At 71.7% G+C, this 25518-nt stretch carries 25 protein-coding genes; 16 read left to right on the top strand and 9 right to left on the bottom strand.

Annotated features, from left to right (window positions below; all coding sequences use genetic code 11):
• Positions 1 to 21: 21 nt before the first annotated feature.
• Entirely contained in the window at positions 22 to 591 is a 570-nt protein-coding gene (locus FLW16_RS29335; RefSeq protein WP_312847162.1) for a TetR family transcriptional regulator, read from the top strand.
• Between the two features lie 28 nt (positions 592 to 619).
• On the opposite strand, the gene FLW16_RS29330 is transcribed toward FLW16_RS29335, so the two are convergent.
• Positions 620 to 1015: a hypothetical protein gene (locus tag FLW16_RS29330; protein WP_142563368.1), complete on the bottom strand. Its 396-nt coding sequence runs from the start codon at positions 1013 to 1015 to the stop codon at positions 620 to 622.
• A gap of 163 nt (positions 1016 to 1178) precedes the next feature.
• Between FLW16_RS29330 and FLW16_RS29325 the strand changes: the two genes are divergently transcribed.
• Positions 1179 to 1718 carry a tetratricopeptide repeat protein gene (locus tag FLW16_RS29325; RefSeq protein ID WP_260615696.1) on the top strand — a complete coding sequence of 180 codons (540 nt, stop codon included), beginning with the start codon at positions 1179 to 1181 and terminating at the stop codon, positions 1716 to 1718.
• Positions 1719 to 2032: 314 nt separating this feature from the next.
• Here FLW16_RS29325 and FLW16_RS29320 read toward each other — a convergent pair whose 3' ends face one another.
• The 7 genes from FLW16_RS29320 to FLW16_RS29290 all read right to left on the bottom strand — a co-directional run bounded on the left by FLW16_RS29320 (position 2033) and on the right by FLW16_RS29290 (position 10972).
• A complete protein-coding gene (locus tag FLW16_RS29320; protein WP_142563367.1) occupies positions 2033 to 3400 on the bottom strand; it encodes a hypothetical protein in 1368 nt (455 codons plus the stop codon).
• Positions 3401 to 3560: 160 nt separating this feature from the next.
• Entirely contained in the window at positions 3561 to 6152 is a 2592-nt protein-coding gene (clpB, locus tag FLW16_RS29315; protein ID WP_142563366.1) for an ATP-dependent chaperone ClpB, read from the bottom strand.
• A gap of 23 nt (positions 6153 to 6175) precedes the next feature.
• Entirely contained in the window at positions 6176 to 6523 is a 348-nt protein-coding gene (locus tag FLW16_RS29310; protein ID WP_142563365.1) for a heat shock protein transcriptional repressor HspR, read from the bottom strand.
• Positions 6524 to 6527: 4 nt separating this feature from the next.
• A complete protein-coding gene (gene dnaJ, locus FLW16_RS29305; RefSeq protein WP_142563364.1) occupies positions 6528 to 7697 on the bottom strand; it encodes a molecular chaperone DnaJ in 1170 nt (389 codons plus the stop codon).
• A 113-nt stretch (positions 7698 to 7810) separates the two neighbouring features.
• The gene (gene grpE / locus FLW16_RS29300; protein WP_142563363.1) at positions 7811 to 8449 is read right to left on the bottom strand and encodes a nucleotide exchange factor GrpE; all 639 of its coding nucleotides are present in this window, start codon (positions 8447 to 8449) and stop codon (positions 7811 to 7813) included.
• Positions 8446 to 10311 (bottom strand): molecular chaperone DnaK, encoded by a 1866-nt coding sequence (gene dnaK / locus FLW16_RS29295; protein WP_142563362.1) that lies wholly within the window; start codon positions 10309 to 10311, stop codon positions 8446 to 8448. Before dnaK ends, grpE begins: the two co-directional genes overlap by 4 nt.
• A gap of 190 nt (positions 10312 to 10501) precedes the next feature.
• Positions 10502 to 10972 carry a hypothetical protein gene (locus tag FLW16_RS29290; RefSeq protein WP_185949639.1) on the bottom strand — a complete coding sequence of 157 codons (471 nt, stop codon included), beginning with the start codon at positions 10970 to 10972 and terminating at the stop codon, positions 10502 to 10504.
• A gap of 168 nt (positions 10973 to 11140) precedes the next feature.
• Between FLW16_RS29290 and FLW16_RS29285 the strand changes: the two genes are divergently transcribed.
• The 3 genes from FLW16_RS29285 to FLW16_RS29275 are packed head-to-tail and all read left to right on the top strand — an operon-like array spanning position 11141 to position 14370.
• Positions 11141 to 12856, top strand: coding sequence for a pentapeptide repeat-containing protein (locus FLW16_RS29285; protein ID WP_142563361.1), 1716 nt, complete (start codon positions 11141 to 11143; stop codon positions 12854 to 12856).
• Between the two features lie 54 nt (positions 12857 to 12910).
• Entirely contained in the window at positions 12911 to 13639 is a 729-nt protein-coding gene (locus FLW16_RS29280; protein ID WP_260615695.1) for an ABC transporter ATP-binding protein, read from the top strand.
• A complete protein-coding gene (locus tag FLW16_RS29275; protein ID WP_142563360.1) occupies positions 13636 to 14370 on the top strand; it encodes an ABC transporter permease in 735 nt (244 codons plus the stop codon). Before FLW16_RS29280 ends, FLW16_RS29275 begins: the two co-directional genes overlap by 4 nt.
• A 40-nt stretch (positions 14371 to 14410) precedes the next feature.
• On the opposite strand, the gene FLW16_RS29270 is transcribed toward FLW16_RS29275, so the two are convergent.
• Positions 14411 to 15352, bottom strand: coding sequence for an AraC family transcriptional regulator (locus tag FLW16_RS29270; RefSeq protein WP_142563359.1), 942 nt, complete (start codon positions 15350 to 15352; stop codon positions 14411 to 14413).
• A gap of 80 nt (positions 15353 to 15432) precedes the next feature.
• Here FLW16_RS29270 and FLW16_RS29265 point away from each other — a divergent pair, with 80 nt between their 5' ends.
• The 11 genes from FLW16_RS29265 to FLW16_RS29215 all read left to right on the top strand — a co-directional run bounded on the left by FLW16_RS29265 (position 15433) and on the right by FLW16_RS29215 (position 25379).
• Entirely contained in the window at positions 15433 to 16269 is an 837-nt protein-coding gene (locus tag FLW16_RS29265) for an NAD(P)H-binding protein (RefSeq protein ID WP_142563358.1), read from the top strand.
• Positions 16270 to 16366: 97 nt separating this feature from the next.
• Positions 16367 to 17161: a pyrroline-5-carboxylate reductase gene (gene proC / locus FLW16_RS29260; protein WP_142563357.1), complete on the top strand. Its 795-nt coding sequence runs from the start codon at positions 16367 to 16369 to the stop codon at positions 17159 to 17161.
• Between the two features lie 101 nt (positions 17162 to 17262).
• Positions 17263 to 18651 (top strand): efflux RND transporter periplasmic adaptor subunit, encoded by a 1389-nt coding sequence (locus FLW16_RS29255; protein ID WP_142563356.1) that lies wholly within the window; start codon positions 17263 to 17265, stop codon positions 18649 to 18651.
• Entirely contained in the window at positions 18648 to 19379 is a 732-nt protein-coding gene (locus FLW16_RS29250; RefSeq protein ID WP_142563355.1) for an ABC transporter ATP-binding protein, read from the top strand. Before FLW16_RS29255 ends, FLW16_RS29250 begins: the two co-directional genes overlap by 4 nt.
• On the top strand, positions 19376 to 20560 hold the full coding sequence (locus FLW16_RS29245) for an ABC transporter permease (protein WP_142563354.1): 1185 nt from the start codon (positions 19376 to 19378) through the stop codon (positions 20558 to 20560). The genes FLW16_RS29250 and FLW16_RS29245 overlap by 4 nt, the downstream gene beginning before the upstream one ends.
• A gap of 46 nt (positions 20561 to 20606) precedes the next feature.
• On the top strand, positions 20607 to 21770 hold the full coding sequence (locus FLW16_RS29240; protein ID WP_142563353.1) for an acetoin utilization protein AcuC: 1164 nt from the start codon (positions 20607 to 20609) through the stop codon (positions 21768 to 21770).
• 42 nt (positions 21771 to 21812) lie between these two features.
• Positions 21813 to 22589 carry a phosphatase gene (locus FLW16_RS29235; protein ID WP_142563352.1) on the top strand — a complete coding sequence of 259 codons (777 nt, stop codon included), beginning with the start codon at positions 21813 to 21815 and terminating at the stop codon, positions 22587 to 22589.
• 312 nt (positions 22590 to 22901) lie between these two features.
• Positions 22902 to 23105, top strand: a complete 204-nt coding sequence (locus FLW16_RS29230; RefSeq protein ID WP_030456159.1) for a helix-turn-helix domain-containing protein — start codon at positions 22902 to 22904, stop codon at positions 23103 to 23105.
• 155 nt (positions 23106 to 23260) lie between these two features.
• On the top strand, positions 23261 to 23359 hold the full coding sequence (locus FLW16_RS29225; RefSeq protein WP_018654693.1) for a 30S ribosomal protein bS22: 99 nt from the start codon (positions 23261 to 23263) through the stop codon (positions 23357 to 23359).
• Between the two features lie 71 nt (positions 23360 to 23430).
• Positions 23431 to 24477 (top strand): NAD-dependent epimerase/dehydratase family protein, encoded by a 1047-nt coding sequence (locus FLW16_RS29220; RefSeq protein ID WP_142563351.1) that lies wholly within the window; start codon positions 23431 to 23433, stop codon positions 24475 to 24477.
• Positions 24477 to 25379 (top strand): lysophospholipid acyltransferase family protein, encoded by a 903-nt coding sequence (locus FLW16_RS29215; protein ID WP_142563350.1) that lies wholly within the window; start codon positions 24477 to 24479, stop codon positions 25377 to 25379. The genes FLW16_RS29220 and FLW16_RS29215 overlap by 1 nt, the downstream gene beginning before the upstream one ends.
• Positions 25380 to 25518: the final 139 nt, after the last annotated feature.

The raw sequence follows: 25518 nt of genomic DNA, 5'->3' as shown, positions 1-25518 counted from the left end.
AGCGCCCGCAGAGTGGAGCGGATGCTCGACGCCTGCGCCGAGTTGCTCGACGAGGGCGGGTACGACGCGCTGACGACCACCCGGGTGGCCGAGCGGGCCGGGGTGGCGATCGGCTCGGTCTACCAGTTCTTCCCGGACAAGCGGGCGCTCAGCCAGGCCCTGACGCGGCGCAACGTCGAGTTGTTCGTCGCGCGGGTCGGGGGTCGCTTCATGGTCGAGGACTACGCCGGCTGGTGGGACGCCGTCGACGCCATCATCGACGAGTACGTCGAGATGCACCGCAGTGTGCCCGGGTTCCGCTCGCTGCACTTCGGCGAGGTCTTCGACCTCGACCTCCTCGACTCCGTGGCCGACAACAACACCGTGATCGCCGGACGGCTGCGCGCGTTGCTGCTCGCCGAATTCGGACTGGCGGACAGCGAGGATTTGGACCGTGCCATTCTCGTCGCCGTCGAGGCGGGGGACGCGGTGCTGAAGCTCGCCTTCCGGCACGACCCGAACGGCGACCCCGGAATCGTGGCCGAGGCCAAACAGCTCGTCCGCGGATATCTGTCCCGCCAGCTCGCCTCCGCCGTCTCGCGACGCGCGTGACGGTCCGCGTCCTCGTGGTGCGGGCGGCTCACTCGCGGGGGCGGCGGGGATCGTCCGGCGCCTGCGGGCCGGGTACGGCCCGGGGGACGCCGATCGAGGGCCACAGATTCGGTGCGGTGCCCTGGATGTAGGCGGTGTTCTGCCAGGACCTGGTGCGGGTGCGCGGCGGTATCGTCAGCTCCCGCGTGTCGTCCTCGTCCGTCAGGCTCGGCTGTCTCTTCCCGCTCGCGCCGGCGTGGCATCTCAGGGTCGCCGCAGGCTCGACCCTCAGCTCCATCATCTGCAGCTTGGCCTGCAGCCGGGCCAGTTCGGCGCGGGCCTGGTCGAGCGCCTCGTACTGGGCCGTGACGAAGCCGGCGAAACCCGGAACCACGGCGGCGAGCACCGTTGTGGAGGCGAGAGTCAGTATCACCCGCTTGGACATGCTGTAACGCTCCTCGCCGAGCTCCGATTGGCACAGGCATGGTGCGATATGCCCGACTATCTGCCGAGAAAAGCGCATGGTAGCCAAACGTGTACTAACTGTTGCTTCGGCAATGCCTGGTGTTGTCCTGCGAAAACAGGCCGGGATCGGTAGCCTCGGCTCTGTGGCACATGTGACAAATGAGCAGGTGGACCGACTGCTCGAACAGGCCCTGCTGCTCGATGACCACGGTGCCCTCGCCCGCCGCCTCGACGCGCTGGCCCAGGGGTACGAGTCGGGAGAGATGTCCAGGGCGGCGATCCTCATGCTCGCCGCGGAGGAGTGGCGCCAGGCCGGTCAGCCCGCGGCCGCCCTCGACCGTTACCAGAGCGCTCTGGAGGACGGCGGCGAGGTGCCGGTGGACCCGCGTGCGGGCATCGCCGACACGCTGTTCGAACTCGACCGGCCCGAGGAGGCCAGGGCGCTGATCGCCGCGGTGAGGTCAGGGGACTGGAACCCGGCCACCGCGCTGACCGTCGCCGAGACGCTCGTGGCGTACGGCGACCTCGACGCGGCGCACGAGTGGGCCACCGACGGCATCCGCGCCTGCGGCGCGACGGGGTCGGGCATCCGCGACTCGCTGCTGCGCACTCGCTACCGCATCCGGGTCGATCTCGGCCTGCCGGAGGACGACCTCGACGCCCTCCTCGACGTTTCCCGCTGAGCCCTCTCGGCACCCCGGATACGGCTGCGGGCCTCCACCCGGTCAGGTGGTGTGAGGGCATGGAAAAGGGGCCGTGGATCACGGCCCCTTGGTCACGTTGTCTTCGGTTTCGCCGTCTTCGCCGTCTTCGGTATTTCGGCGGACGAGGCCGGATGGGAGCCGCGGGGGAGCCGGGGCGACGCCGATCACCCCGGCCGGCCGGTGCTCGCCTCTCTCCCCGCCCGGCGAACTCGCTCCTCGTGCGGCCCGGTCGCCGAACCCGGGCCGTCGGCCGCGAGGCCGCCGTTCTCGCGCGTCGTACGGCGGATTGAGGGTTACGGCAGGAGTTTCTTGCCGGTCGCGGTGGCGAAATCGGTCACCGCGCGCGTGCCCGTCGCCTTGGTGAGAGCGGCCGGGGCGGTGATGTCACCGTTCTGCTGACGCGAGGCCGCCTTGGGGTACTCGCGCAGCCGCGGCACGTGCCGGCCGTCCGCCGCGTCGGGCTGCACGCCCGCGGCGGCGCTCCGCCCGCGCGCGTCGTCGTTCCGATGACGCTTGTCCTTGGCCTCCTTCTTGCGCTCACCCTCCGGCAGGGAGGCGTTGCGCGTGCCGGTCACGGGCCGGCCGGCCTGACCGGCCCGCGGGGCCGGCTGGTTGGCGCTCTGGTCGGCGGCCTGGTTGGCGGCCTGGGCAGGCGCCATGGCCCCGGGCTGCTTGCGGGGGTGGTGCGCCTTGCGGTGGCGGCGGTCCTTCACCGGGAAGGTCTGCGTGCTCTGCTCCTGGCCCGACGCGGCGCTCTGCGAACTGGTGCTGTGCGACTCGCCCTGGGACGCGAGAGCACCCTGTGCGCCCTGGTTCCGCGCCTCCGGCCTCTGCGCTCCCGAGTTCTGCGCTCCCGGCTTCTGTGCCCCCGGCTTCTGCGCTGCCGGCTTCTGCGCTCCCGGCTTCTGCGGTACGGAAGCCTGGGCGGAATCGCCCCGGGAGGCCGAGCCCGCCGGCTCGTCCTGCGGCTTGGGATGCCGGTGGGTCTTCTTCTGATGCCCCTGCGCGAGGGGATGCTCCCGCTCGTGCGCGGCCGGCGCGGTCCGCAGCGCCTGCGGCGCGCAGGTGTTCGCGGTGCTGGGCTTGGCGGGTGCGACGGCGAGGAGGGGCACGGTGCTCCTGGCCGGGAACAGGGTCTTGGCGTCCGCGGCGGGAACGGCGGGCGCGCGGCGCGGTTCGGAGACGGTCGTGGCGCCGGCCACGGCGTTGTGCACCGGAGCGGAGACCGCCTTCGCGGGAGCCGAGAGGGTCGTGGCGTCGGCGGGAAGCGTCTTCGCGTCCGCCGGTGCGGGCAGTGCCGTCGTGCCGCCGGGAACGGCGGGAGCGGCCTTGGCCGCGCCGGGTGCCGCACCGGGCATCGCGCCCGGCAGCGTACGGGGGCCCGGCACGGCCGGCAGCGCCGCGGGCCCCGGGACGGTCCTGGCGACCGTGGACGAACCGGTGGGAAGCGAGTTGCGCCCCTGCCCGGCGGCCGCTCCGGCCGCGTCGGCGATGCTCAGCACGCCCGCCGCCGGAAGGGTGGTCAGTCCTCCCGTCAGGTCGCGGCCGGCGACGTCATGGCTGGTGACGTCGCGGCCGGTGGCGTCGTGGCTCTGGGCCCGGCAGGCGTCGGCGAGCGCGCCGTCCTTCGCCATCGCCGGGCCCCCGGTCAGCCAGCTCACTCCGGCAGTGACCGCAGCAAGCGCGACGCACCGCCCTCGAATACTTCGTGAAGTCCTGGACATCCACGTCCCCCTGATCGCGTACGGTAGTCCGACGAACGCCGAACGTAGCAGCGAGGGGAAAGGGCGGGGCGCGCTTGCCTCAATGGTGGGGAAGACCTTACCGAGCGGGCCGGATCGTCAGCGTGTCACCTGCTGCGTCAAAGTCGACGATTACCTCGTCGCCGTCCCTGATGGTCCCCGACAGCAGCTCCTTGGCGAGCTTGTCGCCGATGGCCGACTGGATCAGGCGGCGCAGCGGGCGCGCGCCGTACAACGGGTCGTAGCCGGTCAGCGCGAGCCAGTCGCGGGCGGCGGGCGTGACGGTCAGCTTCAGCCGCCGGTCCGACAGGCGCCGCGCGAGCCGGGCGACCTGCAGGTCCACGATCTGCGACAGCTCCTCGGTGCCCAGCGCGTCGAACACGATGATGTCGTCGAGCCGGTTGAGGAACTCGGGCTTGAACGACGCCCGCACCGCGTTCATCACCGCCTCGCGCTTGACCTCGCCCTCCATGGTGGGGTCCACGAGGAACTGCGAGCCGATGTTCGAGGTGAGAATCAGGATCGTGTTGCGGAAGTCGACCGTGCGGCCCTGCCCGTCGGTGAGCCGGCCGTCGTCGAGCACCTGCAGCAGGATGTCGAAGACCTCGGGATGGGCCTTCTCGATCTCGTCGAGCAGCACCACGGTGTACGGCCTGCGCCGCACGGCCTCGGTGAGCTGGCCGCCCTCCTCGTAGCCGACGTAGCCGGGCGGCGCGCCGACCAGACGGGCCACGCTGTGCTTCTCGCCGTACTCGCTCATGTCGATGCGGGTCATGGCCCGCTCGTCGTCGAACAGGAACTCGGCGAGCGCCTTGGCCAGCTCGGTCTTGCCGACGCCGGTCGGGCCGAGGAAGAGGAACGAGCCGGTCGGCCGGTCGGGGTCGGCGATGCCGGCCCGGGCACGCCGTACGGCGTCGGAGACGGCCTGGACGGCCTGGCGCTGGCCGATCAGGCGCTCGCCCAGCTCGTCCTCCATCCGCAGCAGCTTGGCGGTCTCGCCCTCCAGCAGCCGCCCGGCGGGGATGCCGGTCCACGAGGAGATGACCTCGGCGATGTCGTCGGGGCCGACCTCCTCCTTCACCATGGGCTCGGCCTCGGCCTCCGCCGTCTCGGCGGCCTTGGTGGCCTCGGCGAGCTCCTTCTCCAGGCGGGGGACGTCGCCGTACATGAGCCGCGACGCCGCCTCGAAGTCGCCGTCGCGCTGGGCCCGCTCGGCCGCGCCGCGCGCCTCGTCGAGCTGCTTCTTCAGCTCGCCGACCTTGTTGAGGCCGGCCTTCTCCCGCTCCCACCGGCTGACCAGGGCGTTGAGGTCCTCCTGGCGGTTGGCCAGCTCCTCGCGGAGCTTCTCCAGGCGCTGCCGGCTGGCCTCGTCGGTCTCCTTGGCGAGCGCGAGCTCCTCCATCTTCAGGCGGTCCACGCTCCGCTGGAGCTGGTCGATCTCCACCGGCCGCGAGTCGATCTCCATGCGCAGCCGCGACATCGACTCGTCCACCAGGTCGATCGCCTTGTCGGGAAGGAAGCGCGCCGTGATGTAGCGGTCGGAGAGCGTCGCGGCGGCGACCAGGGCGCTGTCGGAGATCTGCACCTGGTGGTGCGCCTCGTATCGGCCCTTGAGCCCGCGCAGGATCGCGATCGTGTCCTCGACGGTGGGCTCGCCGACGTAGACCTGCTGGAACCGCCGCTCCAGGGCCGGGTCCTTCTCGATGCGCTCGCGGTACTCGTCGAGCGTGGTGGCACCGATCATGCGCAGCTCGCCGCGGGCCAGCATGGGCTTGAGCATGTTGCCCGCGTCCATCGCGCCCTCGGCGGCGCCCGCGCCGACCATCGTGTGCAGCTCGTCGATGAACGTCACGATCTGGCCGTTGCTCTCCTTGATCTCGTTGAGCACGGCCTTGAGGCGTTCCTCGAACTCGCCGCGGTATTTCGCGCCCGCGACCATCGCGCCGAGGTCGAGCGCGACCAGGCGCTTGTTGCGCAGGCTCTCGGGCACGTCGCCCGCGACGATCCGCTGGGCGAGGCCCTCGACCACGGCGGTCTTGCCGACGCCGGGCTCGCCGATCAGCACGGGGTTGTTCTTGGTGCGGCGCGACAGCACCTGGACGACCCGGCGGATCTCGCCGTCGCGGCCGATCACCGGGTCGAGCTTGCCGGAACGCGCCCGCTCGGTGAGGTCGACGCCGTACTTCTCCAGCGCCTGGTAGGTGTCCTCGGGCGTCTCGCTGGTCACCCTGGCGTGCCCGCGGACCTTCTCGAACGCCTCGAGCAGCGCGTTGGGGGTGGCGCCCGCGGCCTTCAGCAGGTCGGCGACCTGCCCGCCGTCGGTGGCGAGCCCGACGAGCAGGTGCTCGGTCGAGACGTACTCGTCCTCGAGCTGCTTGGCCCGCTGCGCCGCGGTGTTGAGCACGGTCAGCAGCTGGCGTGAGCTGGACGGCGCGCTCACGGTGGAGCCCTGCGCCTTCGGCAGCCGTTCGAGCAGCTCCTCGGCCTGGGCGCGCAGTTGCCGGGGGTCCGCGCCGACGGCCTGCAGCAGCGACCCGGCGATGCCGCCGTTCTGCGCCAGCAGGGTCGTCAGCAGGTGCGCGGGCGCGACCTCGGGGTTGCCGTCGGCCGCGGCGCGCCGGACGGCCGCGGACAGGGCCTCCTGGCTCTTCTGGGTGAACTTGTAGTCCATATGTGAATGCCTCGTTTCGCCGATCAGGCAGGTGGCAGTTCGTAGCGGACCAGTGCCCGCAACATCGTGAGCTCACCCCTGAGCCGGGTGACCTCCTCGCGCAGGCGCATGTTCTCGGTTTCGAGTTCGAGGATGCGCTTGATGCCGGCGAGGTTGATGCCGTGCTCCTGGGAGAGCCGCTGGACCTCGCGCAGAAGCACGATGTCCCTTGTCGAGTACAGCCGCCCCCGCCCCGCCGTACGGCCGGGGCTGACGAGCCCGAGCCGGTCGTACTGGCGGAGCGTCTGCGGGTGCAGCCCGGACAGCTGGGCGGCTACGGAGATCACATAGACGGGGGTGTCGTCGGAGATGTCGAAAAACCTGGCATCCATCGGCTCACTCGCTTCTGGCCTGCTTGATCAGCTCTTCGCGAAGGTCCTGGCCCTCCGTGGCGTTCCTGAACTCCTCGAGGGCCGCGCGGGCCTTGTCGTCGAGGTTCTGGGGCACCGTGACCTGGACGGTGACCAGCAGGTCGCCCTTCGTGCCGTCCTTGCGGGAGGCCCCCCGGCCGCGCACCCGGAACGTCCGTCCGTTGGGCGTTCCCTCCGGGATGCGCAGGGTCACCGGCATCCCCCGGAGCGTCGGCACCTTGATCTCGGCGCCGAGCGCGGCCTCGGGGAAGGTGACGGGGACCGTGACGGTCAGGTTCTCCCCGCTGCGCCCGAACACGGGGTGCGGCTTGACGTGGACCAGCACGTAGAGGTCGCCGGCCGGGCCGCCGTTCTCACCGGGCGCGCCCTTGCCCTTGATCCTGATGCGCTGGCCGTCGCCGACCCCGGCCGGGATGCGGGCCTGGATCGTACGGGTGCTCTTGCCGCGCCCGCTGCCCTCGCAGACGGGGCAGGGGTCGTCGACCACCAGGCCCCGGCCGCGGCAGTCGCGGCACGGCTCGGAAAAGGCGAAGTTGCCGAGGTTGCGGCTGGCCGCCCCGGTTCCCTCGCAGGTCGGGCAGACCCGTGGGGTGGTGCCCGCCTTCGCCCCCGTGCCGCCGCAGGCGGTGCAGGCGGCAGAACTGGTGAGCCGGAGGGACACGGTGGTGCCGTCCACCGCCTCGCCGAAGGCGAGCGTCACCTCCGACTCGACGTCCTGGCCGCGCCGTGGCCGGGCAGTCGTCGTGCGCGTGCCCGCTCCGCCCCGGTTGAACAACCCCCCGAACAGGTCCCCGATCCGCTCGCTCGACCCCGAGCCGCCGAACAGGTCGCCGAGGTCGAAGTTGAAGCCGCCGCCGGCCCGGGTCCCGCCCGCGCCCGCGTAGCCGCCGAGCCCCGACCCGAAGAGCGTGCGCGCCTCGTCGTACTCCTTGCGCCGCTTGACGTCGGAGAGCACGTCGTAGGCCTCGGAGACCTCCTTGAACTTATCCTCGGTCTCCTTGTTCCCCGGGTTGGCGTCCGGGTGGTACTGGCGGGCGAGCTTGCGGTACGCCTTCTTGATCTCCTCGGCGCTCGCGGTCTTGGGCACACCAAGGACGGCGTAGTAGTCCTTTTCCAAGTAGTCCTTGGTGCTCATCTATTGCTTCCTTCGCACGAAAGGGGAGTGATTCGGTGTTCCCGCGGCTGTCGTCGCGGGTGCCCTCGCGGGTCTCTCCCGATCTTCGCCGATCGGGAGAGACCTCCGCGGTTTCAGTTCTCGTCCGGTCCGCCGGACTCGCCGGAGCCGGCCGCCGTCTCCTCCGCCGTCTCCTCGCTCGGCTCGGCGACGGCCACGCGGGCGACGCGCAGGATCCGCTCGTTGATCCGGTAGCCCGGCTGGAGGATCTCGACGCACGTCGGCTCGGTCACCTCCGCCGAGTAGCTGTGCAGCAGGGCCTCGTGCACGGTCGGGTCGAAGGGCTCGCCCTTCGCGCCGTACGCGGTCAGGCCCAGCTTGCCGACGGCCGCCTCCAGCGACTCGCTCACCTTCGCGAAGCCGCCGGTGAGCTCGCCGTGGTCGCGGGCGCGGCCGATGTCGTCGAGCACCGGCAGCAGCTCCGTGAGCACGCTCGCGACGGCCTGCTCCCTGACGGTGATCCGGTCGCGCTCGACCCGCTTGCGGTAGTTGCTGAACTCCGCCTGGAGCCGCTGCAGATCGGCGGTGCGCTCGGCGAGCAGGTCCGTCGCGGACCCCTCGGCGGGCGCCGCCGCCGTCTCCGTGCCCTGGTCCGCGGGGGCGCCCTCGGGCGCGTCCCCGGCGGACTCACGGGCCTTGCCGGTCTCCGGGTCGATCTTGCGGTTGTCGCGGATCACCGGCTCCTCCTCGGAGCCGTTCTCACGCGGGCTCACTTGCGGCCGCCCTCCCGCTCGTCGTCGACGATCTCAGCCTCGACCACGTCCTCGTCGGCCTTCGCCTGGGCGCCCTCCGCGTCCGCGCCGGGTGCGGCGCCCTCGGCGCCGGGCTGCGACTGGGCGTAGATGGCCGAGCCCATCTTCTGGCTGACCGTGGCGAGCTTCTCGGCCGCGGTGCGGATGACCGGGATGTCGGTCCCCTCCAGCGCCTTCTTCAGCTCGGCGAGCGAGTCGTTGACCTCGGTCTTCACGTCGGCCGGGACCTTCTCGTCGTTCTCGCGGAGGAACTTCTCCGTCTGGTAGGCCAGCGCGTCCGCGTTGTTGCGGACCTCGGCCTCCTCGCGGCGCCGCTTGTCGTCCTCGGCATAGGACTCCGCCTCGCGCATCATGCGCTCGATGTCGTCCTTGCCCAGGGCCGAGCCGCCGGTGATGGTCATCGACTGCTCCTTGCCCGTGCCGAGGTCCTTCGCCGACACGTTCACGATGCCGTTGGCGTCGATGTCGAAGGTGACCTCGATCTGCGGGATGCCGCGCGGGGCAGGGGCGATGCCGGTCAGCTCGAAGGTGGCCAGCTTCTTGTTGTACGCCGCGATCTCGCGCTCGCCCTGGTAGACCTGGATCTGCACCGACGGCTGGTTGTCCTCGGCCGTGGTGAAGACCTCGGAGCGCTTGGTCGGGATCGTCGTGTTGCGCTCGATGATCTTGGTGAAGATCCCGCCCTTGGTCTCGATGCCCAGGCTGAGCGGGGTGACGTCGAGCAGCAGGACGTCCTTGACCTCGCCCTTCAGGACACCGGCCTGGAGCGCGGCGCCGATCGCCACGACCTCGTCCGGGTTCACGCCCTTGTTGGGCTCCTTGCCGCCGGTCAGCTCCTTGACCAGGTCGGACACGGCGGGCATGCGGGTGGAGCCGCCGACCATGACCACGTGGGCGATGTCGGAGACCTTGATCCCCGCGTCCTTGATGACCTGGTGGAAGGGGCCCTTGCAGCGCTCGAGCAGGTCGGCGGTGATCCGCTGGAACTCCGCCCGGGTCAGCTTCTCCTCCAGGTGCAGCGGGCCCTCGGAGGAGGCGGTGATGTAGGGCAGGTTGATCGTGGTCTCGGTCTGGGCCGACAGCTCGATCTTGGCCTTCTCGGCCGCCTCGCGCAGGCGCTGGAGGGCCATCTTGTCCTTGGACAGGTCCACGCCGTGCGCGTTCTTGAAGCGGGTCACCAGCTCGTCGACGACCCGCTGGTCCCAGTCGTCGCCGCCGAGGTGGTTGTCACCGCTGGTGGCCTTGACCTCGACGAACCCGTGCCCGTCCTCCTGGCCGACGTCGAGCAGGGACACGTCGAAGGTGCCGCCGCCGAGGTCGAAGACCAGGATGGTCTGGTCCTTCTCCTTGTCGAGGCCGTAGGCCAGGGCCGCGGAGGTGGGCTCGTTGATGATGCGCAGCACGTTGAGGCCCGCGATCTGGCCGGCCTCCTTGGTGGCCTGCCGCTGGGCGTCGTTGAAGTACGCAGGGACGGTGATCACCGCGTCGGTGATCTTCTCACCCAGGTACGCCTCCGCGTCCTGCTTGAGCTTCTGCAGGACGAACGCGCTGATCTGCTGGGGCGTGAACTTCTTGCCGTCGATCTCGATCGACCAGTTCGTGCCCATGTGGCGCTTGACCGAGCGGATGGTCCTGTCGACGTTGGTCACCGCCTGCCGCTTGGCGACCTCGCCGACGAGAACCTCACCGTTCTTCGCGAACGCGACCACGGACGGCGTGGTCCGCGAGCCCTGAGCGTTCGCGATGACCGTGGGCTCGCCGCCCTCGAGAATCGAGACGACGGAGTTGGTCGTCCCCAGGTCGATACCTACCGCACGTGCCATGAGTACGTCCTTGTAGTCAAAGTTGAGTCGGTCAGACTCAAATACTAGCCCCGCCGAGGGGTCTGTCAAACAGCTTGAGTCTATGGGGCTCAACCCTGGAGCGCGCGGATTTCATCCCGTCATCGCGAACCTGTGTGGCCTGTCCTGTCTGCCCCGTCCGGGGTGGAGGACTCCGGACGGGGGGCATCGTCTACTTCGCGCCGTCCACGACCTTCCGGCCATCGAGCGGGGCCTTGAGGTGCACCTTCGTGGTCTTCATGATCGCGATCGCGATGCAGACGGCGTCGGGTGAACGCCGGTCCTGTCCCTCGTACAGGGTGACGGTGACCTCGCGTGCGGTCTCGGTCACCTCGACGCGGTCGAGCACGGTGCAGGGCTCCACCCCGGACCACCACACGACGTCGAGGGACCTGCCGTCGCCGGTGGGGGTGGCGCTCTCCCACGGCACCTTGCGCGGATTCAGGGTGGGGCCGGCCGGGGTCACGGGAGACGGCGCGCCAGATGGTGCCGTGCCGGGCGGCGAGGCCGGTGCGGGTGTGCTGTGATCGGCCCCGGCGCCGGAGGGGGAGCCCTCGGGCTGCTCGGGTGATGCCGAGGTGGAGGAGGTCCCTCCGCAGGCGACCGCCAGGAAGAGGAGGGCCACGAGCCAGAGCTTTCTCATGCCCCTTACACGGCTGTAAAGAGCCGCAGGTTCACCCGCCGCGACCGCCCGGGGCGCCGCTCCCGCGCCCCGCACCGAAGGCCCTTTGCGCGGCCGGGACGGGTACGTGATCATGTCGGGAGCCGCCGGACGGGCCGCCTGCGACGGCGGATTCGAGAGGGGACGCGGATGCGCAAGGCCACGGGAGCCGCGGCTCTGCTCGCCGGGCTGGCCGCCGTCGTCCTCGCGGCGCGCTCGACGGACATCGCCGGCCTCCTCGCGCGCGTACCGCTCGGCGGCGTGCTCGTCCTCGGCGGGCTGGTGCTGCTGATGGCCGGACTCGTGCTGCTGGCCACGAACTCCAGGTCCGTGCGTACGTCGCCCTCCCCGATGCGGGTGCTGTCGGTCTGGTGGATCGTCGGCGGCCTCATGGGCGTCGCGGTCTCGACCTGGATCGCCACAGCGGCCCTCACGGCGATCGCGGGAGCGGATCCCGCCCTTCGGCTGGACGCGATCAAGAGCGGCCTGACGGTGGGCGCGGGAGCCGCCGGAGGCGTGGCGCTCCTGCTCGGTGTCCGCCGCCAGTGGCTGGGGGAGCGCACGCAGGTCTACCAGGAGTACGACGCGACGGAGAAGCGGGTTACGGAGCTCTACTCGAAGGCCGTGGACCAGCTCGGCTCCGGCAACCCTGGCGTGCGCATCGCGGCCATGTACGCCCTGGAGCGGCTGGGCCGGAACAACCCCGAGCACCGCCAGGCCGTCATGGATGTGCTCTGCGCGTACCTGCGGGCCCCGCTGCCGACAGGCGCGGTGGATGACCCGGTGGACCGGGCACGCGAGCCGGCCGGGGACGCGGCCGGTGCCGGGGACCACGCCCCGGGCCGGGAGCACTCACCGGACCTGGAGGCCCGCCTGACCGCACAGCGGATCGTCGTCCGTCATCTGAAGTCCTCCGGTGGCACGTACGGCGACGACGGCGATCACTGGCCGGGCGTCGCCGTCGACCTCACGAGGGCATCCCTGGTCGACTTCGACGTGAGCGGCAGCGAGGTCGAGGCGGCGAGCTTCGCGCAGGCGGTCTTCTCCGGCAGGACGGCCTTCACCGACTGCCGCTTCCGCGGCAGGGCGGACTTCACCGGCGCCGAGTTCCGGGGCTTCGCCGACTTCGGCACCGCGACGTTCTTCGGAGCGGACTTCGCGGGAGCCGGATTCCGGGGCGGGGTGAGCTTCGCGTACGCGCTGTTCAGGTTCGACACCGACTTCGGCGGAGCGACGTTCACGGACGCCGACTTCGGCGGGGCCCGATTCGGCACGGCGAGGTTCGCCGGGGCGAGCTTCGACGGCCTCACGAGCTTCGAGAACAGCGAGTTCTTCGCGGGCCACTTCGAGGGCGTGACCTTCGACGGCGGCCTGGACTTCGGCTCCGCGATCTTCCGCTGCGGTGTTCGTTTCCGCTATTCGGACTTCGCCGGCCCCACCTCCTTCGCGGGGACGTTCTTCGGCCGGGCCGGTTTCCGGCACTGCGCGTTCCTCGACGACGCGTCCTTCGCCGGCGCGGCGTCGCGCGGCATCGCGTACAAGACCGACCCCGAGGCGGCCGCCGTGCGATTCGAAGCGGAGCACAAGGGCCTATCGGTCGTCCAGCGGAGCATCAGAGCGTTCACGGTCAGGGTTCAGGGAGGCGAGCCGCGCGGCCTCCAGCGTCTGGACCTGGCGGACACGCACTTCAAGGGCTCCGTGGACTTCGGCGGCGCCGACATCGGCGGCGGCGAGCTGTCCGGCGTCACCTTTCCGCGCACCACCGCGACCGTGCGCGTCTGGCCTCCGGCCTGGTGCGAGGTGCCGGATCCGGCGGACCCCGCTCGCGGCACTGTGGCCCGATCCGCCGCCGCGCCGCGGCGGTGACCGAGCAGGCGCTCATACATTGACGCGCCTCTGTCGCGAGGCTAATTTCATCACATGATGAATTTATCGGATCCCGCGATCGCCGTACGGGATCTGCGGGTGGTCAGGGGTGGGGCGGAGGTCCTGCACGGCCTCACCTTCGAGGTGCCGCGAGGGCAGGTCACCGGCCTGCTGGGGCCGAGCGGCTGCGGAAAGACGACGCTCATGCGGGCGATCGTGGGCGTCCAGACCGTGTCCGGCGGCGAGGTGAGGGTGCTCGGCGAGCCGGCCGGGAGCGCGGGCCTGCGCCGCAGGATCGGCTACTCGACGCAGAGTCCGGCGGTCTACCGGGACCTGACCGTGCTGGAGAACCTGCGCTACTTCGCCGCCGTGCTCGGCGCGCCGAAGGACGACCCCGAGCGGGTGCTGGCCGAGGTGGGCCTCGCCGACGCCGCCCACCAGCTCGGGTCCACGCTCTCCGGCGGCCAGCTGGGCCGCGCCGGGCTCGCCGTGGCCCTGCTCGGCCGTCCGGAACTGCTCGTGCTGGACGAGCCGACGGTCGGGCTCGACCCCGTGCTGCGGCAGGAGCTGTGGACGCTCTTCAACCGCCTGGCCGAGGGCGGCGCCACGATCCTGGTGTCCAGCCATGTCATGGACGAGGCCGCGCGGTGCGAGCGGCTGATCGTGCTGCGCCAGGGGGAGATCCTCGCCGACGACACCCCCGGCGCCCTGCGCGCGCACACGGGCACGGCCGACCTGGAGGAGGCGTTCCTGCGCCTGATCGAGGAGAGGGCGGCGGCATGAGTCTCGCGATCACCCTCGCCACCGCGAGACGGATCATGACGCAGCTCCGCCACGACCGGCGGACGGTCGCGCTGATGGTCCTGGTGCCGACGCTGGTGATGATCCTGCTCTACTACGTGATGGACGACGAGCGGTCGTTCGGTCACTGGGCGCCGATCCTGCTGTGCGTCTTCCCCTTCCTGGTGATGTTCCTCATCACCTCGATCGCGACCCTGCGCGAGCGCACGTCGGGCACGCTGGAGCGGCTCATGGCGATGCCGCTCGGCCGGCTCGACCTCCTCCTCGGGTATGGCCTCGCGTTCGGGCTGGCGGCGTGTGTCCAGGTGGCGCTGGCGCTGGCCGTCTCCCTCACCTGGCTGGGCCTGGACCTGCCGGGCCCGCTGTGGCCGCTGGTGCTCGTCGCCCTGCTCAACGCCCTGCTCGGCACCGCGCTCGGCCTGCTGTGCAGCGCGTTCGCCCGTACGGAGTTCCAGGCCGTGCAGTTCATGCCGCTCGTGATGATCCCCCAGATCCTGCTCGGCGGGATCCTCGTGCCGCGTGGGCAGATGGCGACCGTGCTGGAATGGATCTCGGACGTGCTGCCCATGTCGTACGCGATCGAGGCGATGGCGCACGCGGTCGCGGACGCCGACCCGGGCGGCGAGTTCTGGCGCGACGTCGTCGTGGTGGCGGGGTCGGCCGTGCTGGCCCTTCTGCTCGGCGCCGCCACGCTGCGCCGCCGTACCTCCTGACCGAATCCCCTGAGTGCCGCCGTACGCCCCGGGCATGGGCTCAGCGCGTCCGGCGGCGCCAGGCCGAGGGACTGACGCCGTGGGCGCGCTTGAACGCCACGCTGAAGGCGAACGCGTCCTCGTAGCCGACCTCGCGGGCCACGGCGGCGACGGTGGCATCGGTGTCGCCGAGCAGATCGGCTCCCAGGGTCATCCGCCAGCCGGTGAGGTAGGTGAGCGGGGGCTCGCCCACCATGCTCCTGAAGCGCGCGGCGAAAGCGGCGCGGGACATGCCCACCCCGGCCGCCAGCTCGGCGACCGTCCACCGATGAGCGGGACGGTCGTGCAGCAGGCGCAGCGCCTCGCCGACGGAGGGATCGGCCAGCGCCCGGTGCCAGGAGGGGAGCGGAGCCTCCGGCCCGGCGCACCAGGCCCGCAGCGCCAGCACGAGCACGAGGTCGAGCAGCCGGTGGAGCACGGCGTCCTGGCCCGGTTCGTCGCGGGCGACCTCGGTGGCGAGCAGATCCAGGGCCGCCCGGGTGCGCGGCCCGGACGGCACGACCGCCAGCGGCGGCAGCATGCGCAGCAGCCGGACGCCGGCCTCGCCGCGCAGTTCGCAGGCGCCCCTGAGCATGATCGTGGCTCCGGGCAGGCCGTCGCCGTAGGTGCGCGGGCCCAGACTCCGCCGCGCCCCGGCCGCCCCCTCGCCGCCGACGACGTGTTTCCTGTCGCCGTGGATCACGGCCTGCGGCGGGGTGGACGGATCGTCGGCGATCGTGTGCGCGTGGGCACCGCCGATGAGGGCGATGTCACCCGGGGCCAGGCGCACCGGGGCGACGCCGGCGTCGTCGAGCCGGACCGACGCGTGGCCGCCGAGCGCGGCCACGACGGTGAGAGGAGGGGCACCGGTGAAGGCCAGCGCCCACGGCGGCCGCTGGATCAACTGCCGGACCAGGGCGTTCCTGGCGTGAGCCCGGTGGAGCAGATCGCTCAGCACGTCCATGTCGTCACGGTAGACGATCACAAATGGATGGGCGACGTTCTCCCATGGATCGTCTTCGCTTCCCCCGGTTTGCTTGAGCCATGGAGAAGATCCTCGTTATCGGCGGCACCGGCAAGACCGGTCGTCGCGTCGTCCGGCGGCTGAAGGCCGCCGGTGTGCAGGCCCGTACGGCGTCCCGGACCGGCGGGGACGTCCCCTTCGATCTGGGCAGGCCGGAGACCTGGGCTCCCGCGCTCGACGGGGCCGCCGCCGTCTACATCGTCGAGCCCGACCTGCGGCCGGGCCTGGACCGCCGGGCGCGCGTCCCCGCTCTCGTGGCCGAGGCGGTGGCCGCGGGCGCGCGGCGGCTGGTGCTGCTGTCCGCCTACGGCGTGGGCGAGGCCGGTGACGATCACCCTTTGAAGTCCGCGGAGCAGGCCGTGCGCGACTCGGGCGCCGGCTGGACCATCCTGCGGCCCGACTGGTTCTCGCAGAACTTCAGCGAGGCCTTCTGGCGGCAGGGGATCCTCGCCGGGACCCTGGCCCTGCCCACCGGCGACGGGCGCACCCCGTTCGTCGACGCCGAGGACATCGCCGAGGTCGCGGCGGCGGCGCTGACGCACGAGCGCCACAGCGGCCGGATCTACCGTCTGACCGGCCCGCGGGCCATCTCCTTCGGAGAGGCGGCCGGCCTCGTCGGCAGGGCCACGGGGCGCACGATCCGGCACGTCGACGTCGATCCCGAGGTCTTCGTGGAGCGTCAGGTCGCGAACGGCGTCCCCTCCGGCGTCGCGCGGCTGCTCACCGGCCTCCTCGTGGACATCCGCGACGGGCGGGGCGCCACGCCCTCCGACGGCGTGGAACACGCCCTCGGCCGGCCGCCCAGGCGGTTCGAGGACTACGTCGCGGAGACCGCCGCCGCGGGCCACTGGAACTGACCCTTCCGGCCGGCGCGTGGCGCAGCGCATTCGGCTCCGTCCGGCAGGGTCGGTAGGCTGCGGGGAGATCCCGGCGAAGCCCAGAAGAGGTGCAGGAATGATCGCGATTCTCGGGACCGGAAAGATGGGCGAGGCCCTGCTCTCCGGGCTGGTACGCGCCGGTCTGCGGCCGGAAGAGATCGTGGCCACGGCCCGCAGGCCCGAGCGGGCGGAGGCGCTGCGCGAGCGGTACGGCGTGCGGGTCGCGAGCAACGCCGAGGCCGCCAAGCTGGCCGACACTGTGATCCTCGCGGTCAAGCCGCAGGACATGGGCGCGCTGCTGACCGAGATCTCCCCGCATGTGGCCGCCGACCGGCTGGTGATCTCGGTGGCCGCCGGCATCACGACCGCGTTCGTGGAGGCGAGGCTCGGGGACGGTGTGGCGGTCGTCCGCGTCATGTCCAACACGCCGGTCCTGGTGGACGAGGCCATGAGCGTCATCTCGGCCGGGGCGCACGCCTCCGAGGAGCACCTCAAGCGCACCGAGGAACTGCTCAGCCCGGTGGGCAAGGTGCTGCGCATCCCCGAGTCGCAGCAGGACGCCGCCACCGCCCTGTCCGGCAGCGGCCCGGCGTACTTCTTCTACCTGGTCGAGGCCATGGTCGACGCCGGGATCCTGCTGGGCATGCCGCGCGCCGCCGCCCTCGACATGGTCACCCAGTCGATCGTCGGCGCCGCGATCATGCTGCGCGACTCCGGGGAGCACCCGGTGATCCTGCGCGAGGCCGTGACCTCGCCGGGAGGCACCACGATCTCCGCCATCGCCGAGCTGGAGCGCCACAAGGTGCGGGCCGCGTTCCTCGACGCGATCGAGGCGGCCTGCGAGCGCAGCCGACGCCTCGCCGCCGGCTGACCTACGGCGCTTCCTCCTGAGGTTGCCCCGGTTGCCGCACTATGCCCTGCGCTGACCGGCGTTCCCGGGACGGCGGTTGACCATCGCTTTACGATTGGCGGGTGACGTCTCGTCGCGGGATCGTCCCGCTTCTCGCCGTCCTGCTCGCCGCCGGGTGCACGTCCTCAGAACCGCAGAAGGCCCCGGTGGCCGTGGTCACCAGAACCACCGTCAGCGAGGTCGTCGAGGCCCCGGCGACGGTGGGCGCGCGTGCGACGGCGACTCTGACCGCCCCCGCCTCCGGCACGGTCGCCCGCCTGTACGTCCAGGACGGCGACACCGTGAAGAAGGGCCAGATCCTGGCCAGGATCAGCTCCCCCCAGGCCAGGCAGCAGCTTTCGGCCGCGCGGAAGGCCGACAGGCAGGCCGCCCGCCCGGTGTCCTTCAGCGGTGGTCCGGTCAGCGTACGGCTGCCGCGCCCGCGGCTGCCGAGCTCGCTCGACGCGCACGTCGCCCGGTCGTTCGCCCAGGCCAGGAAAGCCGCCAGGTCGATCGGCGACCGCGCGGCCAGGGCCCGGCTGCTGGCCGCCATCGACGCCGCGGACAAGCGTCAGCGGGCCCAGCGGCGGGCGCTCGGCGAGGTGCTCGACGGGCTGACCCGCTCGCTCGACCAGACGCTTTCGCAGGTGAGCGGCCAGGTGAGTGCGGGGATGAGCGGGCTGAGCGCGTCGATGGCGTCCCTGCGGGCCGCGTCGAGGTCGCAGACCAGGGCGGCCGTGCACGCGGCCGAGCAGACCGTGGACGCCCTGGTCGTCAGGGCGCCGTTCGGCGGCGTGGTCACGCTCGGCGGCGCGTCCCCGGCCGCGGGCGCCGCCGGCCTCGGCGCGCTGGTCTCGCAGCTGCCGGCCGGGCTGGCGGGCCAGGCGGGAGCCGCGGCGGCCGCTCCCGCGGGCCGTTCCGGGGGGACGATCGCCACGGGTGTCCCGGTGGCCGCCGGGGACCCGATCGTCACGGTGACCGACGTGTCGGTGCTCACGTTGTCCGCGGACGTGGACGAGACCGACGTGCTGCTGGTGCGCAGGGGCACGCCGGCCGAGGTCGAGTTCGACGCGGTGACCGGCGCGACGTACACCGGCAGCGTGACGGGCGTGGGGGTCACCCCCAAGGAGGGCGCGACCGGCGGGGGCAGCTATCCCGTACGGCTGCGCCTGGGCCGGGGCGCCTACGACGACGGCAGCGCGGCCCCCGCGCCCAAGCCGGGGATGAGCGCCGTGGTGCGGCTGGCCGTACGCCGCTCGGAGAACGCCACCGCCGTGCCCGCGTCGGCGATCGTGACGAGCGGCCGGGAGACGATCGTGTGGGCGGTGCGCGGCGGCAGGGCCGAGCGGCGGGTCGTCCGGCTCGGCGCGCAGGGCGACGCGGTCGTGGAGATCCTCAGCGGGGTGTCCCCAGGTGAGCGGGTGGTCGTCAAGGGCGCCGACGCCGTACGCCCCGGCCAGTCGCTGTCGTGAGCCACGACGAGCGTGCCGGCGAACCCGCCACGGCACCGACCGGCGCATCCGTCCCGGCGTTCGAGGCGATCGGCCTCACCCGCTCCTACCGCCTGGACGGCGGGGTGCTGGTCGACGCGCTGCGCGGGGTGAGCCTGCGCGTCGACCAGGGGGAGTTCGCGGCGATCGTGGGCCCGTCGGGCTCGGGCAAGTCCACCCTGATGCACCTGCTCGGCTGCCTCGACCGGCCGACCTCCGGCACCCTGCGGGTGAACGGCGTGGACGTCGCGACGCTCGACGACGCGGGACTGGCCGATCTGCGCAACCGCACGATCGGCTTCGTGTTCCAGTCCTTCCACCTGCTGGCCCGCACGTCCGCGCTCGACAACGTGGCGCTGCCGCTGGTCTACCGGGGCGTGTCCCGCGCCGAGCGCAGGGAGCGGGCCAGGGCGGCGCTGGAGGCGGTCGGGCTCGGCCACCGGCTCACGCACCGGCCGTCCCAGATGTCCGGCGGCGAGCAGCAGCGGGTGGCGATCGCCCGGGCGCTGGTGGGCGATCCCCGGGTGCTGCTGGCCGACGAGCCCACCGGCAACCTCGACACCCGCAACGGCGAGGAGGTGATGGGCCTGCTCGAACGGCTCAACGAGGGCGGCGTCGCCGTCGTCCTCGTCACCCACGACGCCGAGGTCGCCGCCCGGGCCCGCCGCCAGATCCACGTACGCGACGGCCGGATCGAGCGCGACGCATGAGGACCGCCGAGGCGCTGCGGATGGCGGTGGAGGCGCTGCGGGTCAACCGGCTGCGCAGCACGCTGACCATGCTCGGGGTGATCATCGGTGTGCTCTCGGTCGTGATCCTCGTCGCCATCGGCACCGGGGCCAAGAACGCCGTCGAAAAGGAGATCTCGGGGCTCGGCAGCAACATCATCCTCGTCGTCCCCGGCCAGGTGGGGCTGGGCGCGGCCCCCACACAGAGCCGCCTCGACCTGTCGGACGTCGCGTACGTGCGGCGCGTGGTCGGCGACCCGTCGAAGGTGACGGTCGCGGTGAACTCCGGCGAGCCGGTCCGGGTGGGCCGGGTGGAGGTGTTCGCCACGCTCACCGGGACCGACGAGAACATGCCGCACGTCTTCGACCGGCCGCTGCGCCGGGGCCGCTATCTCACCGAGACCGACGTGGACACGCGGCGGCGCGTGGTGATCCTCGGCTCGGAGGTCGCGGCCAAGCTGTTCGGGGATGTGGATCCGATCGGCCGCCAGGTGACGATCGCGGGGGTGCGGTTCCGGGTGATCGGCGTCTACGAGACCGTCGGATCCACGTTCGGGGTGGCGCGGGATCAGGAGGTGCACCTGCCGGTCACCACCGCCCAGCGGCTGATCGGGCTGCCGAGGATCAACGGCATCGCCGTCGGCGCCTCCGGCCCTGACGAGATCGAACCGCTGCGGCGGCGGGTGGTGGCCGCCCTGGACGCCCGCTACCCGGGCGAGACGTTCTCGGCCGTCACGCAGACCCAGCTCCTCGGCACGATCGGCACGGTCCTCGGCATGCTGACCGGCGTGCTGGCCGCCATCGCCGGGATCTCCCTGCTGGTCGGCGGCGTCGGGGTGTCCAACATCATGCTGGTCGGCGTCAGGGAGCGCACGAAGGAGATCGGCCTGCGCAAGGCACTCGGCGCCAGGGGCCGCGACATCCTCGGCCAGTTCCTCATCGAGGCCGTGCTGCTGACCACGATCGGCGGTGTGATCGGCATCCTGACCGGAGTCGGCGGGGCGCTGCTGATCCAGGCGGTCTCGCCGGTGCCCGCGTCGATCACCTGGTGGTCGATCGTGCTCGCCTTCGGGGTCTCCGCGGCCGTCGGCGTCTTCTTCGGCGTCGCCCCCGCCCGGCGGGCGGCCGGGCTCGATCCCGTCGTCGCCCTCCGTACGGACTGAACGCCCGAGTGAACGCCGGTCACGGCCCGTGCGGTACCGTCACGGCATGAGTCAGGCGGTGCGGGTCGTCTGGGACGACGCTCTGGTTTCTTACGACTTCGGGCCCGGCCATCCGCTCGCGCCCGTACGCGTGGAGCTCACCATGGCGCTCGCCCGCGACCTGGGCGTGCTCGACGGCGCCGAGATGAGCGGGTGCGTCCCCGCCACCGAGGACGAGATCGCGCTGGTGCACAACCGGGACTACATCGAGGCGGTCAAGAACGTCTCCAAGGACGGCCGCCCCGACCTGCGCTACGGGCTCGGCACCGAGGACAACCCCGCCTTCGCGGGCGTTCACGAGGCGTCCGCCCTGGTCACCGGCGCGTCACTGGCCGCCGCCAGGGCGGTGTGGACGGGCGAGGCCGAGCACGCGGTCAACGTCGCGGGCGGGCTGCACCACGCCATGCCCGGCGCCGCCAGCGGCTTCTGCGTCTACAACGACCCGGCGGTCGCCATCGCGTGGCTGCTGTCGCAGGGCGCGACGAGGATCGCGTACGTGGACGTGGACGTGCACCACGGCGACGGTGTGCAGACGGCGTTCTACGACGACCCGAGGGTGCTCACGATCAGCCTGCACGAGAGCCCGCGCACGCTGTTCCCCGGCACCGGTTTCCCCCAGGAGACCGGCGCGGAGGGCACCGCGGTCAATGTGGCGCTGCCGGCCGGATGTGGCGACACCGGCTGGCTGCGCGCCTTCCACGCGGTGGTCCCGCCGCTGCTGCGCGCCTTCGCGCCGCAGATCCTGGTCACCCAGCAGGGCTGCGACAGCCACGCCCTCGACCCGCTGGCCCATCTCATGCTGAGCCTGGACGGGCAGCGCACGGCGTACGCCGCGCTGCACCGGCTGGCCCACGAGACCGCCGGCGGCCGGTGGATCGCGGTGGGCGGCGGGGGATACGAGCTGGTCCAGGTCGTGCCGCGGGCGTGGACGCATCTGATCGCCGAGGCGCTCGGGCATCCCGTCGAGCCGTCGACCGCCACACCGGATAGCTGGCGGACGTACGTGGAGACGCGCACCGGGGAGATACCACCCCTGACCATGACGGACGGGCGGCACCCGCAATGGCGGGACATTTCGGAAGGGTACGATCCAGCCGACGCCGTCGACCGGGCCGTCATCGCGACCAGGAAGGCGGTGTTCCCCTTCCACGGCCTGGACCCCATGCCCTGAGAAGTACGGAATCACGCCGAGCCGAGGAGCGCTGTACCTGTCGTGACCCCTCCCACCCGAGCCGAGTTGCGCGACCACCTCGTCCGGACCGCCATCGCGGGTGACGTGGCGACCAGCCGCGAGAACAACCTCGACCACTACCGGTCGCTCGCGCTGCGCGACCCGCACTACCTCTTCGGGCTCACCTTCGCAGGCGAGTGGTCCTACCGCGAGGTGCTGGCGCTCATGGCCGACAAGGCGGGGGTGGCGGCCGATCCCGGCCACCGCGAGGGCCCCGACACCATCGACCCCGAGCGGACCATCGACGCCGTCGAAGAGATGGGCGAGCGGATCGCCAAGGTGCTGCGGCGCGCCGCGCCCCGGATCGTGCTGGCCACCGGGCACCCGACCGGCCTGCTCACCGTCCACCTCGCGCTGGCGCGGTTCCTCGCGGAGAACGGGGCGACCCTGCTCTTCCCGGCCGAGGGGTGGACGTACGTCGGCGGTCTCGGCCGCCGCAGGCGGATCCGCTACCTCGACGGCGTGGCGATGCTGGAGGACCGGGGCACGTTCGTGCACACCCACGAGGCGGCGCCGATGGAGGCGATGCTCGCCGAGGAGCGGCCCGACTTCGTGATCGCCGATCACGGCTGGGCGGGGGCCGCGGGCGAGGCCGGGGTCGAGACCGTGGGCTTCGCCGACAGCAACGACCCCGCGCTGTTCGTGGGCGAGGCCGAGGGGAAGATCGCCGTCACCGTGCCCCTGGATGACAATGTGCTTCCCCGCTTCTACGCTCCGTTGACGGCGTACCTGCTCGCCCGGGTCGCCCGCAGCCTCTGACTCCCCTTCCGGACCTCCCAAACCGGGCATTTCGCGCCCGTTTTTGCGCCTGTGTGTCGACCGTTTGCCAACTTTTTTGTGTGCCTGGGCGACTCTAATGTGAGAGAAGTTGGTCCGTTCCAAGATTGAGGCGAGGGGCACGGCCCGGCTGCTGCCAGCTACTTTCCCGATTTTGACGGCACACGGCTCCGGTGACTGATGGAATGAGGGGTTTGCCTACTCGGAGTCCGGACTTACGCTGACGGCAGTACACGTGCGTGAGCAATGGCACCAGTGGGGATAACCCGGAAACACGTGCGGAAGAGGCGTCCGATGGGTGCAGGCGAAAGACCTCTCAGCGAGGTGAAGTTCCTGACGGTGGCCGAGGTGGCGACCGTCATGCGGGTGTCCAAGATGACCGTGTACCGGCTCGTGCACTCCGGGGAGTTACCGGCCATCCGTGTCGGCCGGTCCTTCAGAGTGCCCGAGCAGGCGGTCCACGACTACTTACGGGACGCGTTCATCGAAGCAGGGTGAACCGCGCAGGCGACCACGCTTGACGGCGGCGTGGCCGACTCCCGGCCGACGCGGGGTCCCCCGGGGGAGCGATCTACCACGGATCGCCGGTAGTCTGTTGTGCCGGTGTGCGCTCGCGCGCCGGTTTGACAGACACACCTTCACCTGGGGGTCCCGTGGGCTCTGTGATCAAGAAGCGCCGCAAGCGCATGGCCAAGAAGAAGCACCGCAAGCTGCTGAAGAAGACCCGCATCCAGCGGCGTAACAAGAAGTAGCCGAGACGGAGCGCGCACCGGTCCTCAGGGACCGGGCGACCGTGAACACGCACACCCCCGGCGAGGCGTCGATGACTCGTACTGTGCTGGTCACCGGTGTCTCCGGTCACATCGGCGCTCGTGTGGCGATCGCGCTCGCGGCCGACCCGGAGATCGACCGGGTCATCGGCGTGGACACGGCGCCGCCGCCATCCCCTGCCGGGGAGGACGGCGCGGTGCTCGGCCGCACCGAGTTCGTCCGGGTCGCGTTGCGCAGTCCCGACCTGGTCAAGGTCATCAGGGACGCCGACGTCGACACCGTCGTGCACCTCAGCCTGGTCAGCGGCCCCGGCGGCGGCCGGGTGAGTGGCACCGGCGGCGGCCGGCCGGCCATGAAGGAGCACAACGTCATCGGGACGATGCAGCTGCTCGCGGCGTGTCAGCGCTCCGCCACGGTGTGCCGGGTGGTCGTGCGGTCGACCACGGCCGTGTACGGCTCCTCGCCGCACGCTCCCGCCGTGTTCACGGAGGACACCGAGCCGGTCGAGGTGTCGCACTCCGGGTACGCGAGGGACGCCACCGAGGTCGAGACGTACGTGCGGGGCTTCGCCCGGCGACGGCCCGACGTGACGACGACGACGCTGCGGTTCGCCAACCTGATGGGGCCGGGCGTCGACTCACCGCTGACGAGTTACTTCTCGCAGCCGGTGCTGCCCACCGTGCTCGGCTTCGATCCCCGGCTGCAGTTCGTCCACGAGGACGACGCCGTCGAGGTGCTGTGCCGTACGGCACGGGCCGACCACCCGGGCGTGTTCAACGTCGCGGGCGACGGCGTCCTGCTGCTGTCGCAGTGCGCGCGCCGCACGGGCCGGCCGGTGATCCCGATGCCGTCCCCCGCCTTCCGCTTCGTCAGCGGGCTCGCCCGGGGCGCGCGGCTAGTGGACTTCTCGCCCGAGCAGCTCGCGCTCATGAGCCACGGCCGGGCGGTGGACACCACCAGGCTCGCCGCCGAGCTCGGCTGGCGGCCGAAGTACAGCACGGCGGCGGCGTTCGACGACTTCCTCAGGTCGCGCGGCGGTCCCGGCGACCTGCCGCGCGCCATGGTGGACTGGCTGGCCGATTTCGTGACAGGACGTTGATGGACGACTTCCAGGGCCGGCGCAGGGACGAAAGCACGGGCGAAAGCGCGGACGGGAGCACGGCCGACGAGCGGCTCGCCGAGCTGTTCGCGTTCCTGCGGCGCAGGGTCACCGGCGAGTACGAGATCGACGAGTTCGGCTTCGATCCCGAACTCAACGAGAAGGTGCTGCTGGAGGTGCTGCGCCCGCTCTACCGGCGCTGGTTCAGGGCCGAGGCCCTCGGGCTCGGCAACGTGCCGGCCGACAGGGGCGCGCTGATCGTGGCCAACCACTCCGGCACGCTGCCCGTGGACGCGCTCATGCTGCAGGTCGCGGTGCACGACGAGCTGGGCAGGCCGCTGCGCCTGCTCGGGGCGCACCTGGTCTATCAGCTTCCCGTGCTCGGGCACCTGGCCCGCAAGTCCGGGCACACGCTCGCCTGCCCGGAGGACGCCGACCGGCTGCTGCGCAAGGGCGAGGTCGTCGGCGTCTTCCCCGAGGGCTTCAAGGGCATCGGCAAGCCGTTTTCCGAGCGTTACCGGCTCCAGCGGTTCGGCCGGGGCGGGTTCGTCGCGTCGGCGATCAGAGCCGGCGTGCCGATCGTCCCGTGCGCCATCGTGGGGGCGGAGGAGATCTATCCCAAGATCGGCGACATTCCGTCGCTCGCCCGGCTGCTCGGCCTGCCCTACCTGCCGATCACGCCGCTGTTCCCCTGGCTCGGGCCGCTCGGCCTGCTTCCGCTGCCGTCCAAGTGGCTGATCGAGTTCGGCGAGCCGATCCGGACCGACGAGTACGCCCCGGAGGAGGCCGACGACCCCATGCTGGTCTTCGACCTGACCGACCACGTCAGGGAGACCATGCAACGGCAGCTCGACGCGCTGCGCCTGCGCCGGGGCCCGGCGTTTCCCCCGATCGTGATGTGACAACCGGGGCTCCTGCTGCTGTGGTCGCGTAGATCGGGACGAGTGGGCGACGGCAAGTTGCTGCTGACCTATTTCCCGAACGGCTCCGGCGGCGTGATGTCCTACAGCGCGGCCGCTGCGTTGCCGCGTAAGGGCGCCT

This window comes from Microbispora sp. KK1-11 (assembly GCF_006874435.1).
Taxonomy (GTDB): domain Bacteria; phylum Actinomycetota; class Actinomycetes; order Streptosporangiales; family Streptosporangiaceae; genus Microbispora; species Microbispora catharanthi.
This window is presented reverse-complemented; position numbering and strand designations above follow the sequence as displayed.